The 16,670-nt window shown below is 40.2% G+C and carries 9 protein-coding genes; 7 read left to right on the forward strand and 2 right to left on the reverse strand.

The window, feature by feature from the left end:
- Positions 1 to 346 precede the first annotated feature (346 nt).
- The gene (gene prfA / locus AC13EX_RS02690; RefSeq protein WP_048641060.1) at positions 347 to 1,423 is read right to left on the reverse strand and encodes a peptide chain release factor 1; all 1,077 of its coding nucleotides are present in this window, start codon (positions 1,421 to 1,423) and stop codon (positions 347 to 349) included.
- A gap of 633 nt (positions 1,424 to 2,056) precedes the next feature.
- Here prfA and AC13EX_RS02695 point away from each other — a divergent pair.
- Complete coding sequence (locus AC13EX_RS02695; RefSeq protein WP_482891438.1) at positions 2,057 to 2,725, forward strand: Tll0287-like domain-containing protein; 669 nt, start codon at positions 2,057 to 2,059, stop codon at positions 2,723 to 2,725.
- Between the two features lie 132 nt (positions 2,726 to 2,857).
- Entirely contained in the window at positions 2,858 to 3,460 is a 603-nt protein-coding gene (locus AC13EX_RS02700) for a DNA-3-methyladenine glycosylase I (protein ID WP_482891439.1), read from the forward strand.
- A gap of 132 nt (positions 3,461 to 3,592) precedes the next feature.
- Here AC13EX_RS02700 and AC13EX_RS02705 read toward each other — a convergent pair whose 3' ends face one another.
- Positions 3,593 to 6,013 carry a TonB-dependent receptor gene (locus tag AC13EX_RS02705; RefSeq protein WP_048641057.1) on the reverse strand — a complete coding sequence of 807 codons (2,421 nt, stop codon included), beginning with the start codon at positions 6,011 to 6,013 and terminating at the stop codon, positions 3,593 to 3,595.
- Between the two features lie 249 nt (positions 6,014 to 6,262).
- Between AC13EX_RS02705 and AC13EX_RS02710 the strand changes: the two genes are divergently transcribed.
- The 5 genes from AC13EX_RS02710 (at position 6,263) to AC13EX_RS02730 (ending at position 16,664) form a co-directional block, all read left to right on the forward strand.
- A complete protein-coding gene (locus AC13EX_RS02710) occupies positions 6,263 to 9,331 on the forward strand; it encodes a SusC/RagA family TonB-linked outer membrane protein (protein ID WP_482891440.1) in 3,069 nt (1,022 codons plus the stop codon).
- Positions 9,332 to 9,349: 18 nt separating this feature from the next.
- Positions 9,350 to 10,930: a RagB/SusD family nutrient uptake outer membrane protein gene (locus AC13EX_RS02715; RefSeq protein ID WP_482891441.1), complete on the forward strand. Its 1,581-nt coding sequence runs from the start codon at positions 9,350 to 9,352 to the stop codon at positions 10,928 to 10,930.
- 321 nt (positions 10,931 to 11,251) lie between these two features.
- A complete protein-coding gene (locus AC13EX_RS02720) occupies positions 11,252 to 12,964 on the forward strand; it encodes a PQQ-dependent sugar dehydrogenase (RefSeq protein WP_482891442.1) in 1,713 nt (570 codons plus the stop codon).
- A gap of 1 nt (position 12,965) precedes the next feature.
- Positions 12,966 to 13,823: a sugar phosphate isomerase/epimerase family protein gene (locus AC13EX_RS02725; RefSeq protein ID WP_482891443.1), complete on the forward strand. Its 858-nt coding sequence runs from the start codon at positions 12,966 to 12,968 to the stop codon at positions 13,821 to 13,823.
- 3 nt (positions 13,824 to 13,826) lie between these two features.
- Complete coding sequence (locus AC13EX_RS02730; protein WP_482891444.1) at positions 13,827 to 16,664, forward strand: PVC-type heme-binding CxxCH protein; 2,838 nt, start codon at positions 13,827 to 13,829, stop codon at positions 16,662 to 16,664.
- Positions 16,665 to 16,670: the final 6 nt, after the last annotated feature.

Below are 16,670 nucleotides of genomic sequence, written 5' to 3' on the forward strand. Positions count from 1 at the left end.
ACCTTCATTAGTAGTGAATTTGCGTGCTTAGTTGAAGTGAAAAAAATAGCAATCTGCTTAAACCCTAAATATGCAATAGACAATCTATTACGTGCTGAAATCTCCAAACAGCCTGATTTTCTTGCGATTGCAACACTTCCCGTAAACACCGGACAGGCTTCACCCCTGACTATTGTCAGGACGGAGAAATCCTATTACAAAATCCGGGTTAAAATTTGCCTTTTCCTATAAGGGTTGAAGGCTATGCTTCTAAGTTAAGTAAAATAGGAGGAGAATTGATTCTCATTCTCCTATCCTTAATTTATTAGATGAAATTATACAATCGTTTGTATTGGCTATTTTCGGATTAATCTTCCATTCCTCCACCTTTCATTTTCTCTGCATTTTCCGCAAAACGAAGGGCACTAATGAAGTCTTCTATACTGCCTTCCATGACTTCTGGAAGGTTATATACTGTTTTGTTAATCCTATGATCGGTAACCCTACTTTGAGGATAATTGTAAGTCCTTATCTTATCCGAACGGTCTCCACTACCCACCATTGACCTTCTTTGGGCACCTACTGCCTCATTGTGCTTGGCCAATTCTATTTCATATATCCTTGATCTTAATACCTTAAGTGCCTTTTCAAAGTTTTTTATTTGTGATTTTTGATCTTGGCAGGTAACAACTATTCCCGAAGGCTCGTGGGTTAACCTAACTGCGGAGTAAGTGGTGTTGACAGATTGTCCCCCTGGTCCTGAGGAGCAATAGGTGTCTTTTCTTACTTCGTTCATGTCTATTTCTACGTCCACGTCCTCCATTTCAGGCAAAACGGCAACCGTTGCGGCGGAGGTGTGTACCCTTCCCTGTGTTTCTGTGGCCGGAACCCGCTGCACACGATGAACACCTGACTCATATTTTAACATGCCATATACATCTGCTCCAGAAACAGAGCTAATGATTTCTTTATAACCTCCAGAGGTTCCAAACGTCAAGTCAAGTACAGTAAGATTCCAGTTTTGTTTTTCACAAAACCTTTCGTACATCCTAAAAAGGTCACCCGCAAAGATGGCTGCCTCATCTCCACCTGTTCCACTACGGATTTCAAGAATACAATCCTTAGAGTCGTTCGGGTCTTTCGGAATTAACATCTTCCGGAGATCTTCCTCCATCTCATCCTTCTGGTTTTTCAATTCCTCCCATTCCATCTTGGCCATTTCTCGGAACTCTGGATCTTTTTCTTTTTCTAATATTGACTTAGTGCTTTCAATATTATCAAGCGTGAGGCGATAGCTATCGTAGGCCGCAACGACTTTTTCCAGATCCTTGTATTCCTTTGATAGTTTGGTGTAGTTTCCCATGTCACTCATTACATCCGGTTGGATGATTAGTTGTGAAACCTCCTCAAATCTATCTTTAATTGCTTCCAGTTTGTCCAGCATGGTTGTTCTATTTGAGGGGCAAAATTAAGCAATATTGTTGATGAATACCCGACACAGAATTATTTTATACGCTTGACTCTTGAAAAAGACCTTTTAGATTGATAGGAGTGTTTCTTTTTAAGAGGTAAGTTGTTCTGTTTGAAAGCTGATGAGGGGCAGTTTCCTTTATTTCTTTACTCCTTGTGCTTAAACCCGAAATATGCAATAGACAATCTATTACATGCTGAAATCGCTTCAAAATCAGCCACTTCGTTGCTGTTTGGAGATTTAACCATAGCGGTGCTATGCTAAAATCTCCAAACAGCCTGATTTTCTTGCGATTGCAACACTTCCCGTAAACACGGGACAGGCATCACCCCTGACCTTGTCAGGGCGGAGAAATCCTGTTACATAATCCGGGTTAAATTAAGTGCAAATTGGGACTACTTTATATAAATTTAGAATCTCATTTTCCACCCTTCTGAATCAGAAAAGAACCAAGTTTTTTATAGGATCACTATTGTGAATAACCTAAAATAAATTATTTATGTCTGCTGCTCTATTCTTTTGCATCAGTGGCTGTTCGTTTTTGGTTTTTTTGAATCTTTTTAATGGAATAGTCCTTATATTTAATAGTAAAACAAAATTGGATTGATGATGAAAGTAAAATACAGATTGTTTTCGTTCGGTCTCTTATTGGCTATTGGTTTTGGAAGTTGTAATGACGGAAAGAAAATTGATAGGGATCTCGTGGAAGAGGTTAATAAAGCCAATGAAGTTAAAAAATTGGGAGAAGCTGAAATTACAGAGCATGCCATGGAATGGGGTGATGAGATAAGTATGGCCGCTCAAAAGGAACTTATGGGGGTTTTACAAAAAGCAATTGAAGAAAATGGAGCAGAAGAGGCTGTTGGTTTTTGCAATACAGAAGCCTTGAAGATTACAAAAAAAGTAGCCGATAAATACAAGGTCAATATTAGAAGGGTATCTGTCAAGAACCGGAATCCACAAAATAGTCCCAATGAAAAGGAATTAGAATTGCTCGATGCTTATGCGTATAATGTCAATAATAATGTTGACAATCATGCCAATATCCAGAAATTGGACGATGGGCAAACTTTATTATATACCAAAGCCATCACTATTCCTAATGGGCTTTGTCTAAACTGTCATGGTGAATCAGGGAAAGAAATCAATGAATCAACACTAGAAAAAATCAATAGTTTGTATCCCGAGGACAAAGCTATTGATTTTAAAGTTGGTGATTTAAGAGGGATGTGGAGTATTGAAATGCCGAAAAAAGAAGTAGTGAAAGACATTTAATGATGGTTTAGGTAAATGAGTCGGAGGCCACATTGTTTTTTGGGAGCAATCTGATTTATTGAATTGATAAATCAGGTTGATTTAATATTTTATCCATTAAGTATTGTAGCCTATAAAAAAACCTGAAGTGTTATGAACGATTATAAACATGACCAAACTCAAAAATTCCGTTGCCCTTGGTGTCTTGGATTTGAAGATTATATAAGGTATCATGATGAGGAATGGGGGGTGCCTGTATACAGTGACCGAACCCATTTTGAGTTTCTGATTTTGGAAAGTGCCCAGGCAGGGCTGAGTTGGGCGACTATTCTGAAAAAACGGGCTGGATATGCTAAAGCCTTTGAAAGTTTTGATTATCAAAAAGTGGCGAAATTTTCCGAAGATAAAATTACTGAATTGACCAAAGATCCAAGTATTGTCAGGAATAGATTGAAAATTGAAGCAGCTGTAAACAATGCCAGAAGGTTTATGGAGGTTCAATCTAAATATGGAACTTTTACAGGGTTTATGTTGGATTTTGTAGATGGTAAACCGGTGCAAAATGCATGGAATAATATGGAGGAAGTTCCCTCCACTACTGAACTGTCTAATAAAATAGCCAAGGAACTTAAAAGGTATGGGTTTAAATTTTTAGGAAGCACAACTATTTATGCCCATATGCAAGCCACGGGAATTATCAATGACCATTTGGTGCAATGCTATCGGCATCAGGAAGTGAAACGAATGGCCAAATGAATTTTTTTCCTGACTCAGTACCATTGAGTATAGCGTCAGGAAGTGTAGCTTGCTTGAGATTTTAGTAATTAATCTTCTATGAAATTTTACCAAAGGGCAATAACTTAGTGAATTGCCCTTTGGTAATACCCTTTATTCGGAACCCATTAAGGTTGATTTGCTTTGGGATTTGGACTGTTTGATTCTATAATTTAATGTCAGGTTGATTTGCCTTTTCCTAGGGAAGACATCACCTATGGTAGTAAAGCCTGGCCCTTCAAATATGTACCTGTTTCTCCTGGAGTTAAAGACATCAAGAACATTGAGAATCAATGTACCTCTACCCTTCATTATGTCTTTACTTGCAGAAATGTCCATGTAAGAAATGGCTTTTTGAACTCCTTGAGCCACCTTTCTTCGGCCTTCATAATTCCCCCTAACCTGAATGTCTAATCCATTAGCAAAAGTAAATCGGCTAGTAAGTCTGGTAAACCAAGAATAGGTTTCTGCAGTGTAGGTATCCAAGACATTGCTGCCATCTATCTTCGCATAGAAAAAGTTGAAATTGGCGTCTAATTTCCACCATTCCACAGGGATATAATCAGTTGTGAATTCAAAGCCCATGGATTGTTCTCCGATTAGATTTTCAGGTATAGTAGTTGAGTTTCCTTCTTCATCTACACTTCTGATTCTTTCGATTTTATCTTTGGTATCCCTATAGTAAACGGTTGAAAATATGGAGCCCTTATCCATGTATTTAATATGCCCAAGTTCAAATGCATCGGTATATTCCGGGTTAAGGTCAGGATTACCGCTAAAGAAGTTTCTGGCATCTGAGAACGTCATGAAAGGGCTGAGATCATTATAAACAGGCCTTCTAATCCTACGACTGTAACTTACCTGAAAAGCGTCATCTTGGCTTAGGTTATAGGTAAAGTGGGCGGAAGGAAAAAGGTTGGCATAATCTCTAGGGTTGATTTCATTTGAAGTTACCAATGTGGTAGTAACATCCGTGTACTCTGCGCGTAGTCCTCCTTGGTAGGTAAACTTCTCGTGCTTGTTACCCAAAATGGCATATGCCGCATGGATGTTTTCATCGTAAAGAAAAATGTCATCCAATCCCGGAAGTGCTTCAAATTCTCCAGATTCTTGTCTTTGGCTTACAATAAAATCATTTTCCATGTTTCGAAAACTACTCCTGAATCCAGATTCGAAATTCCCTTCTTTACCAATTGGTTTGGTATAATCTAGTTGGAATAGCCACTGTCTGTCAAATTCATCATTTAGAGAAGTTTGGTAAAAGGAGGCTCCGGAAATAGGGGCTCCGGCAGGAGTGTAGCCATCCTGTGTGTAAACTTGGTCAGAATTTTCCCAATAGTCTAGATAGGTAACTGAACCAGTCAATACATGACCACTTTGCTCAAAACTTCTTTTGTAAGTCAGGTTAAATTCTGAATTTGGCTCTTTCTCATCTTCATCTTGGGTACGTAGGGTATAGCTTTGTAAAGGACCTCCTTTATAATTATAATCATTGTACCTTATATTAGTAAGTCTTCTTGAGTCACTCCTCCTCCATAAATAGGACCCTGTCAGTATGCTGTTTTCGTTGAAATAGTAATCCAAGCCTGCGCGGATATTGTTATTAAGTCCACTGACGGTACCGGAGGTAGTTTGGTGAGAGTAAAATGTAGTGTCTCCATTATCCACTTCCTGGCTTATGGTACCCTCTCTTGGGGGGCTTCTATAAGCTACTCCGTAATTGATAAACCAGTTGATGTTCTTTTGTCTGTAATTGAGATTAGCCGCAAGTCCAAAGTTATCGGGGTTCCCAACAGTTCCTTCAAAGGAGGCATTGAAACCTTGATTATTGTCTTTTTTCAATACAATATTGATTACTCCAGCCATTCCTTCGGCTTCATAGCGTGCAGATGGATTGGTAATGACTTCCACTGACTCGATCATGCTTGCAGGAAGTTGTTGGAGTCCACTACTTCCCTTAAAACTTACAAGCCCTGAAGGTTTTCCATCAACAAGGATTCGTACATTACTAGATCCTCTCAATCTTACTCCTCCTTCAGGATCCACAGATATAGAAGGTAGGTTCATCAGAATATCATTCGCCGATCGTCCTGCGTTAGATAGGTCTTTTCCAACATTAAATATTCGTTTGTCCAAGGACAACTCCATCAGAGTCTTTTCACCTTGGACAACCACTTCATCCAAGCTTTCTGTATCTGCAGATAATCCTACTGATCCAAGGTCAAGCTTACGGTTTTCCCTATTGATGACAATGTCATTTATTTCTAAAGCTTCATAGCCCATGAATTCCACCAAAACATTGAATTTTCCTTGAGGAAGATCAATCGAAAAGGAACCATCTTCTGAGGTAATTCCACCATTGATTAACTTCTTGTCCTCTGATTCTAAAGAAAAAACACTGATTGTAGCAAAACCTAGAGCGGCCTTACCTTCCTTGTCAACGACTTTTCCGTGAATTTCCCCAAAGGTGGACGATTGGGGGTAAAGTGGCTGGGAAGCTAAAAAAAACAATAATAGTAGGCTGATGTATTTCATGGAGGAAATTTTGGTAAATAAAATAGGGGCAAATATAAAAAATCGCCTTGAAGGAAGTTTGCTTTTTTATATGAATGTCCAAAGAATTTTTGATCTAGTCAAGGATTAAGGTACTCGTAGAGAGGTTTTAAATTTGTGATTAACTTCCAACTTTGCTAAGGAAATAACATTTTAATAATTCTATAATTATTCACAGCCCATACTTTTACTTAATATTGCATTTCTTTATTAATCAGTAAAAATAACCCTATGAAAAAAATCTATTATTTATTAACCGCGCTATGGTGCCTGGCCATTTTTAGTGCTCAAGCCCAGACCGTTGTAAAAGGAACGGTTTATAGCAACCCTAATCAGGAGCCCGTACCAGGGGCGTCCATTGTCCCCGCAGGCAATACCAACCAAGGAACCATTACCGATATTGACGGTAAATTTTCGCTTAGTTTAAGCGAAAGTTCAGGAACTGTTACTGTTTCTTTTATAGGAATGCAGTCCCAAACCTTACCTTACAATGGAAATACTGAGCTTAATGTATACCTGGAGGAATCTGTCTTTAACATGGACGAAGTAGTGATGATTGGTTACGGTACTTCTAGAAGAGAAAACCTAACCTCCTCAGTATCTTCTGTAGCTGGTCTGGACAAGATCAATAGTAGGCCTGTTACGAATCTGAATGATTTCTTACAAGGTAGTGTGGCTGGTGTCACAGTATTACAGCAAGGTGGCGACCCTTCACAAGAAGGTTTGGTCGTTATTCGTGGAATAGGGTCTCTTTCTGATGAAAGACCCTTAACCGTTGTGGATGGAATGCCATATTATGGTCCTCCTATTAATCCTAACGATATAGAATCTGTTTCCATCCTGAAGGATGCTTCTGCTGCTGCCATTTATGGTGCTCAGGCTGCTTCTGGGGTAATCGTTATCAAAACCAAAGAAGGTGCATTTGGGAAACCTGTAGTTACTTTTGATGTGTATTCCGGTACGCAGAAAGCAAGTAATTTACCTACTCCACTAAATGCAAAGCAACAAGCCGATGTGTATAATTTGGCTGCAGACAATGCTGGTGCGGCCCGTCAGGCAGCTCATGATGGAAGTCAAAATCCATGGGGACAAACTACTCGAACCAATTGGATGGAAGAAATTTTTAGAACAGCGGCAGTTTACAGTGCCAATGTGAACGTCAGCGGTGCCAGTGAATCAGCCAATTATATGGGTTCTTTTGGCTATTTGAATAAAGAAGGACTCTTGCAAGGGACTGGATTTGAGCGCTATGCATTTAGACTGAAAACAGATTTTCACTTGTCTGATAAGGTGACCATAGGTGAAAACATTTATTTTACCAGATCGACTTCAGTAGGCACCAATTCCAGTAGTTCTTATTCAGGCAGTATAATAAGTGCTTTGTACATGCCTTCCGCAGCCCCTGTTTATGATGAAAATGGAGTTTTCCATGGTGTAGTACCTTACGAACTGTCTCAATTTGCAGGTACTTATGGTGATGTGTACAACCCAATGGGACTTCTTTTGAGGCCTACTACCAATAACCCGACCACTAATTTAAATTCCAATACGTATTTAAATTATGAGATTATTCCCGGTCTGTCTTTCAGAAGTACCTTTAGCTACAATATCAATATGTCCAATAACAAGCAGTTTAGCCCTAGGATTCCAGAACTAGGAAGAACTAATCTGCAAAATTATCTTTACCAAGGCAGTTCAAATACCCAAAGGTGGATATGGGACAACCAGGTGTCTTTTCAAAGAAGGTTTGGTTTACATGATCTAAATGTAACGGCTGTCTACTCCTCGCAGTTTACCAAAAGTGAATCTTATTTTCAAGAAGGTAGAGGATTCAGCAGTGAGGAACCTTTTAATCAATACATGAGCAATGCTGAAGAATTCATGACCCCTACTACTGGTGTTTATGAGGATGCATTGACTTCAGCTATCGGTAGGGTTATGTACAATTACGATGACAAATACTTTATAGCAGGTAGTGTAAGACGTGATGAGACTTCTCGTCTGGCAATCCAGAATCAATCAAGCGTATTCCCTGCTGTTTCTGGCGCATGGAAAATTTCAGGAGAAGATTTCTTCAATAACGAAGCTGTAAATATATTGAAGTTGAGAGCTTCCTGGGGCCAAATTGGAAACATTAACTCTGTAGGCTATTATTCTTTTGATGTTCCTTTAGGTACGCAAACGGTTATTCTTGGACAAGAAGCTTCCCTTGATTATAGGGCGGTTTATGCCAACAGACAATCCAATCCAGACCTTAAATGGGAAATTTCGGAATCTACCAATATCGGACTGGATGCTGGTTTATTTGATAATAAAATTGACCTGACTTTGGATTATTTTGTGAAAACGACCAAAGGGATGATACTACCAGGATTGGAAGATTTGCACCAGGGAACTACCGCTGCAGATGTGAATGGTGGAGAAGTGCGAAATACAGGTCTTGAGTTTTCTGCGGGCTACTTTACCCAGGCCGGAGAGTTCAACATTGGCGCAAGAGGTAATTTTAGTATTATCAATAATGAGTTAATGAACCTTGATGGATACAATAAGAGCAATATAAATTTCATAGCACATAGCGATGAAGTCAGAAGTACGCTTTATCCTTATAGGTCTGAAGTAGGTCAATCTTTGTATTCTACTTTCTTAGTTCCTTATGAAGGAATTTTCCAATCACAAAGTGAGATTGACGCTCATGTTAAGGATGGAACGCTGATACAACCCAATGCAAAGCCGGGAGATTTCAAATTTACTGATGTAAACAATGATGGTAAAATCACTGATGAGGACAAGGTGTTTATGGAAAGTTACCTTCCTGACTTTACCTATGGATTCAATTTAAGCGTTGATTACAAAGGTTTCGATTTAAGCATGATTTTGCAGGGGGTTGCAGGTGTAAAAGTATTTAACGGCTACAAATACACTGCCTTGAACGCTTCTCAGTCTGGTTATAACTTAGACAATAGAGTTTTAGATGCCTGGACTACTGAAAATACCGATACTGATATTCCGAGAATATCAACTAAAGATGACAATAGAAACTTTGGTACAGCTTCAAGCTGGTATTTAGAAGAGGCATCTTATATGAGATTGAAAAACCTTACAGTAGGGTATACATTTCCTCAGCAAATTCTAAAAAATGTAGGGGAAAATAGTAGCCTTAGGGTTTATATTTCTACTGAAAATTTATTTACAATCACTAAATATTCTGGTATGGACCCGGAAGTTGGTGGTAAAGGAATGGATGTGGGTCGTTATCCTCTGCCTAAAACTTTTACAGCAGGACTTTCTCTTACGCTTTAATACCTAACTGTGAAAAAAATGAAAAATACATTATATAAGATATCGATATTGATCGTCCTTAGTTTAGGGGTGATGACAGGCTGCTCAGATGAGTTTACTAATCTTGAGCCACTCGGAAGTACTTCTTACGAAAACTTCTTCCAGAACGAACAGGATGCAATAACCGCGGCCAATAGCCTTTACTTTTACATGAAAGATGAAGACATGTTTTCCAGAGGGTTTTTCTGGTATATCAATGCTTCAGACGATATGGTGACAGGTAGGATTAATTCTACTGCCGACAATATCAAAAACTTCAACATGACTGGTGATGAAGGCTACGCTTATTGGATGTATCCGCAGAGTTACAAAATTATCCGTCGAGCCAATGACATTATTCTAAATGTTCCGGACATGGATCTGGCAACCGACCTGAAAAACCGAATTCTTGGAGAAGCTTATTTTATGCGTGCTTTCCATTATTTCTGGTTGGCCCATACTTATGGGGATGATGTAAGTGGAGGTATTCCAATAATTACAGAAGAGAACATGTTTGATGAGCCAGGAAGTTATTCTCGACCTGCTAGCGTAGAAGAAAACTATGCGCAGATCGTAGAAGACCTCAAGAAGGCCGCAGACTTATTGCCTTTGTTTACAACCTATAGTCCCGAAGATATGGGACGCGCACACAAGGATGCTGCACTAGCCTATATTGCGAAGACAAATTTATACTGGGCAGAATATGATGCTTCAAGGTATGCTGAAGTAGTAACCTATGTGGATGCAGTTACCAATTCTGGCTCCAATAGGGGTATTTATACCACCAATACTCCATCCGAAGATTTCAGAATGTTACATAGTCACCTAAACAACTGGGGGCCGGAATATATCTGGACTGTAGTGTCTGGTGTGAATGGTGGAAGTAAGCTGCCAGGTGTTTCTCTTGAAAATAAAGGCTGGGGAAAATACAATGGATGGGGCTATTACATGCCTACTAATGAATTGTATGAAGAATTTGAAGAGGGTGACTTCAGAAGAGAGGTTACAATCTTAAAATTTGGTGATGATTTCAAATTTTTCGGAGAGGAAAGAAAATACCAATCGGAAAACTCTCTTTCAGGATTGCAATTCAACAAATACCTGTATGAATACCAGTTTGAAAATCCCATAGGTACTTATATCAATTCCAATGGGAATGATCCAACAACCATTCTGAATGTTCCTTTATTAAGGTATTCTGAGCTTTTATTGCTGAAGGCTGAAGCTTTGATTATGCAAGGGCAAAATGGAGATGAGCCATTGAACCGCATACGGGAAAGGGCTGGTTTAGCTCCTAAAACCAATGCGACTATGGAAGATTTGAAACATGAGCGTAGGGTAGAATTGGCAGGTGAATTTGCCAATAGACACTTTGACTTGGTGAGATGGGGAGATGCTGAGGCAGCCTATAGCCAACCTCTTCACGGTCGCCTTCATAGCGATAGAGCTAATCCAGATTCTCCTTATACCATAGGTGAAATCTGGCCTGCCAGAAATTTTGATGCGAGCACCATGGGCGTTTGGCCAATACCAACTCGTGTGGTAAGCTCATCTGGTATCGAACAAAACAAAGGATGGTAATTATCCATCAATAACAAAAAAGGGGCTGTTGAAAAACAAGCCCCTTTTTTGTTTATTGTTGCATCTCAAATAGATAATTACCGATTTAATTGAGGGTCCTTTGAAAGGAATCTGTTTAGATTTGCATATTTCTATGAAAGGACGAATAATAAAATGAACCTTTAGCCTATTCGGTATCTCTACGATTATATCTTCTCAATTCACCAATTAAACGTATTTTTTTACGCATTAGTAAATAAGGCTTTTTTTATATAACGATAATAAAGTAGATTGGCTCCATATTTTAATTGATTGAATTGCATTTGACAGTACCTTTAATCTATGAACCCATTTAGAAACCTAATTTTTCTCCTGTTCCTTTCCGCCTTAGTTTGGTCATGTAACTCTAAAGACAAACCATTGGAGGAAATAATACCTATGGATCAGGCCAGCTTAGAAGTTGGAGAAAAATTGTTCCAAGCAAATTGTAGCAGTTGTCACGCCTTTAATAAAAACGGAATTGGCCCCCAGTTGGGAGGGATTACCAGAGAACAACCCCTAGGATGGATGCGCTCTTTTATTCAAAACCCCACGGAAATGATTGATAAGGGGGATGAAAGAGCCAAGAAAATTTTCGATAGGTACAAAACCTATATGCCTTCTTTTAGTCATTTAGAAGAAAAGGAATTGGACAATATCATTGCCTACATGCACCAGCATGAAGCCCCCGCGGAGAATAAGGAAGCGGTATTGGATTCCATTTGGAACCCAATACCTGAAAAAATCCCTATGTCTGATTTGGTCGTCAATCTGGAATTGATCAGCACGATTCCCGCTTCTGCAGAAAAGAAACCCCTTACCCGTATAGCTAAAATGGACTACCACCCGGTAACCAAAGACATGTACATGTTGGATTTACGTGGTAAATTATACCTTATGGAAGGAGCAAAAACCAAGGTATACCTTGATATGGCTAAGGAAATGCCTGACTTTATAAATCAACCTGGCTTGGCCACTGGTTTTGGTAGTTTTGCCTTTCATCCAGATTTTGGTGAGAATGGTTTGTTCTATACCAGCCATACAGAAAAACCCCATACAGTCCCTGCTGATTTTGCCTTTGGTGACAGTATTAAAAGTGATATGCAGTGGGTGGTTACGGAGTGGGAAACCAATGATCCACTAGGGGTACCGCTAAATACTTCTAAACACAGAGAACTGTTTAGGATAGATATGGCCTCTGCTATCCATGGCATGCAAGAAATTACTTTCAATCCACTTGCAAAAAAAGGGGATAAAGATTATAACTTACTCTATATAGGAATAGGTGATGGAGGATCGGAAGGAAGGGGACATGCCTGGATTTCTTATGGGGCCACTCAGCCTTGGGGAGCAGTTTATCGCATTGATCCTAAAGGTAATAATAGCAGTAATGGAAAATATGGAATCCCTGAAGACAATCCATTTGTAGGTAATGACAAAGGTTGGATGCCTGAGATCTATGCACACGGTTTCAGAAATCCACATAGAATTACCTGGACTAAGAGTGGTGAAATATTGGTCTCCAATATTGGTCAAGGTCAAATAGAATCCCTTTATATGCTTCGACCAGGTGATGATTATGGTTGGCCGGTAAGAGAAGGAACCTTCGAATTAAAACCAGAAGACGATTCCAACATGGTTTTCCCTTTGCCTGAAAATGAAAAATCCTTTGGGTTTTCTTATCCGGTGGCCATGTATGATCACGATGAAGGCAATGCCATTTCAGGTGGATATGAATATACAGGAACAGAAGTGCCAGGCTTGAATGGTAAATATCTTTTTGGAGACATAACAAGAGGGCGACTATTTTATGTAAATATAGCGGATCTTGAAGTAGGCAAACAGGCAACTATTTATGAATGGACAGTTGAATATGAAGGAGTATCTATACCTCTTGCAAAATTGGCTGGAAGTAGAAGGGTAGACCTTAGATTTGGAAAAGACGCCAGTGGAGAAATGTACCTATTTACCAAAGCGGATGGAAAAGTTTATAAAATGGCCAGCATAAAAGAATAAGATGAAAAGGATTAGCCGACGGAAAACAATCCTGACATTAAGTAGCATGGTTGCCTTGGCTCCACTTTGGGGGATGGATGACAGAAAACCTAAAGTTCGAATTGGCGCTTGTGATTGGTCCATTGGCAAAGCATCAGATCCTACAGCATTTGAATTGGCGAGAGAAATAGGGCTTGATGGTGTTCAGGTAAGTTTGGGTAATGTGTCTAATAACATGCATCTCAGGCAAAAGGAGATGCAACAAACTTATCTTCAGTCGGCTAAAAATAACAAGGTAAAAATTGCGGGCTTGGCAATAGGGGAGCTCAATCGAGTGCCCTATAAATCTGCCCCTGAAACTGAAGTTTGGGTTTCGGATAGTATTGATGTAGCCAAAGCCTTGGGATGCAAAAATGTTTTGCTGGCCTTTTTCTCTGCTGGAGACCTAAGAAATGATCCTTCAGGGAAAAAAGAAGTAATCCGTAGATTAAAGAAAGTAGCCCCGAAGGCGGAAAAAGCCAATGTGGTTTTAGGTATTGAATCATGGTTATCAGCAGAAGAGCACCTCGAAATTTTAGCAGCAGTAGGCTCTACCCATGTAAAGGTCTATTATGATCTGGCCAATGCAACAGAAATGGGCTATGATATTTTTAAAGAAATAGCCCTCCTAGGAGCTGAAAATATCTGCGAAATTCACTTTAAAGAAAATGGTCAGTTGCTTGGGCAAGGAAAGGTGAATTTTGAAAAAGTAAAAGTGAGTCTGGATAAAATTGGCTATAAAGGTTGGTGCATAATGGAGGGCGCCATTCCAAAGGGTATGGAAGTGTTGCCAGCCTATAGAAAAAATCTAAATTTTGTTTCACAACTCATGAAATCCTAAAAAATGGTAAAGTGGCCGATCTGTTGCAGCGTTTTATTCCTGGGACTGTTATCTTGCAATACTGACAACCAACAGGAAGCCCAACCATTGTTGTTTGTTCCAGAAGGCTTAGAGGTAAGTGTATGGGCTGAAAGTCCCCTATTTTTTAATCCCACCAATATGGATGTGGATGCCAAAGGTAGGGTATGGGTTACCGAAGGTGTTAACTACAGGGATTTCCGCAATGCTGATGGTCATAAGGTGCAGGATAAAGGTGATCGCGTAATGATCCTTGAGGATACCAATGGCGATGGCAAAGCAGATGCTTCAAAGGTTTTTGTTCAGGATACCTTGCTGAGAAGCCCTTTGGGGATTGCAGTGCTGGGCAATCAGGTAGTGGTTTCCTGTTCACCAAATATAATCATCTATACAGACGAAGATGGTGATGATATTCCTGATAGTAAAGAGGTTTTTTTGACAGGATTTGGGGGAAAAGACCATGACCATGGCTTACATGCAGGACAGCTTGGCCCGGATGGGAAGTGGTACTTTATTACAGGAAATGCAGGGCCACATAAAGTGGAAGGGAAAGATGGATGGACGCTTCGCTCAGGCAGCGTCTACAATGAATACACTCCTTACAGTACAGAAAATATTCCCGCACAAATCAGTGATGATGGAAAAATTTACAATGGTGGCTTGGTAATCAAAATCAATCCTGATGGAACCGGTATGGAAGTAGTGTCACACAATTTCAGAAATGCATTTGAAGTTGCGGTGGACTCCTATGGCAATATGTGGCAAAGTGACAATGATGATCAAACTGCCTCTTGCAGGACCACCTGGTTGATGGAGGGCAGTGATGCCGGTTATTTTAGTGCAAAAGGAGATCGAACATGGCAGGCAGACAGAAGGCCTGGGCAAACCATAGCCGAAGCCCACTGGCACCAACATGATCCTGGGGTTTTGCCTGTTGGGGATGTGTATGGGGCAGGTTCACCTACTGGAATGGTTCGCATTGAGGGAGATGAGCTTGGGGAGCAATTCAGAGGGCTTTTATTAAGTGCTGATGCCGGAAGAAATATTGTATTTGGCTATGCTCCAGAAGTAATAGGTGCCGGTTATCCCCTCCAAGATAGACAAGCCTTTGTTTCCTCAGTTGATCAGGACAATACTGGCTATATCTGGCACCAGGTGGAGGAAGATACCCGAAAATGGTTCAGGCCAAGCGATGTTACAGTAGGTACTGATGGTTCATTGTTCATCGCAGATTGGTATGATCCAATTGTCGGAGGCCATCAAATGAGAGACACCGTGGGAGAAGGTAAGATTTACCGCATTGTTCCAAAGGACAAAAAGCTTTCTCTCCCAAAGATTGATTTCTCTAACACAGCAGGTCAATTGACTGCACTAAAAAGTCCGGCGGTTCATGTGCGTGCCTTTGCCATGCAAAAGTTGAGAGAACAAGGTGCTGCTGTTTTGCCTGAGCTAGAAAGTATGGTTAAAAATGAGGACAATCCCTTTTTTAGGGCCAGAGCGATTTGGACGCTTGCAGGTATGGGAGCGCAAGGAATCCATTCAATTTTGCCATTGCTAAAAGACGCAAATCAGGAAATCGTTTTGACCACAGCTAGGGCTTTGTCAGCCAATGCCCCAGAGCGCTTGCTTGTTGAAGCTTTGAAGCTTTCTAAGAATGGTTCGCCATTGATTAGAAGGGAACTGGCCTTATTGCTAAGGGAGGAAGATTGGGGGAAAACTTCAGAAATCTATAAAGAGTTAATCAAAGCATACGATGGGACAAATCCCTGGTACAGAAATGCATTGGGCATAGGAATGAAAGACAATGCTGAAACCTATTACCGGGACAATATCGCTGCAATAGATCCGGCAAAATGGTCTCCTCAAATTGCCTCTTTAATATGGGAGTGGCATCCCAAAGCAGCCATTCCTGCTTTAAAGGCCAGATTGGAAAATGAGGCACTTACCACAGATGAAAGAGACCTGGCTTTGGAAACTTTGGCTTTTATCTTTGAAAAAGAAGCAGTGGAGGCTGTAAAGAAAGCCGCTGAAAAGGAAGGGGCTCTTCAGGAAAAAGCCCAATGGTGGCTTCAATTCAGAAAGTACAATGAGTGGAGCTCTTTTTTGCAAGATTGGGATGCTCCAATTGTTTTACCTGATGCCCAACCCAATTTACTGGCATTAAAAGCGCAACTAAAAGACAGCTTAACCAACTTAGAGAAAAAGCAGCTTGCTTTTAATCGATTGGCGGAAAACCCTTCGGGTAGACTTCATTTGGCCTTAATGGGGGCAGAGGGTGCATTTAAAAATTATAATTTAGATTTTTCAGCTGTTAATAAGGATGAAAAAAGGCCCTCGGTGCTTAAGTTATTGAGGCATTATTTTGGTAGCGAAAAAGCAATTGATGAAGATGAGATTCTATCTCTTGACAAAGACCCTGTAGCAGGACAAGTGAAGGCTGTTCAGAATTGCGCTTCTTGTCATAAAATAGCGGGGTCAGGAAATGAAATTGGGCCGGACCTGAGTCAAATCGGGCAAAAAATGGATTACCCAACCTTGGTCAATGCCATCGTTCAACCGGATGCGGCCATAGGCTTTGGTTCAGAAGCATATTTAATTGCACTAAAAAATGGAGCGGTACTTTTAGGTTTATTGCAAGCTGCAGGACCGGTGGTTACGGTGCTGGATTTTCAAGGAAAACGACATGTTTTACCTGCAGAAGAAGTGCTGAACAGAAAACAGCTACCCATAAGTCTGATGCCGGGGCCTAAGGAAATGGATCTTAAGGCGCAAGATATCGCAGATATTGCTGCTTTCCTGATACAAAGCAATACCAGTAACTGAAAAACC

It is taken from the genome of Cyclobacterium sp. L-R, assembly GCF_056859355.1.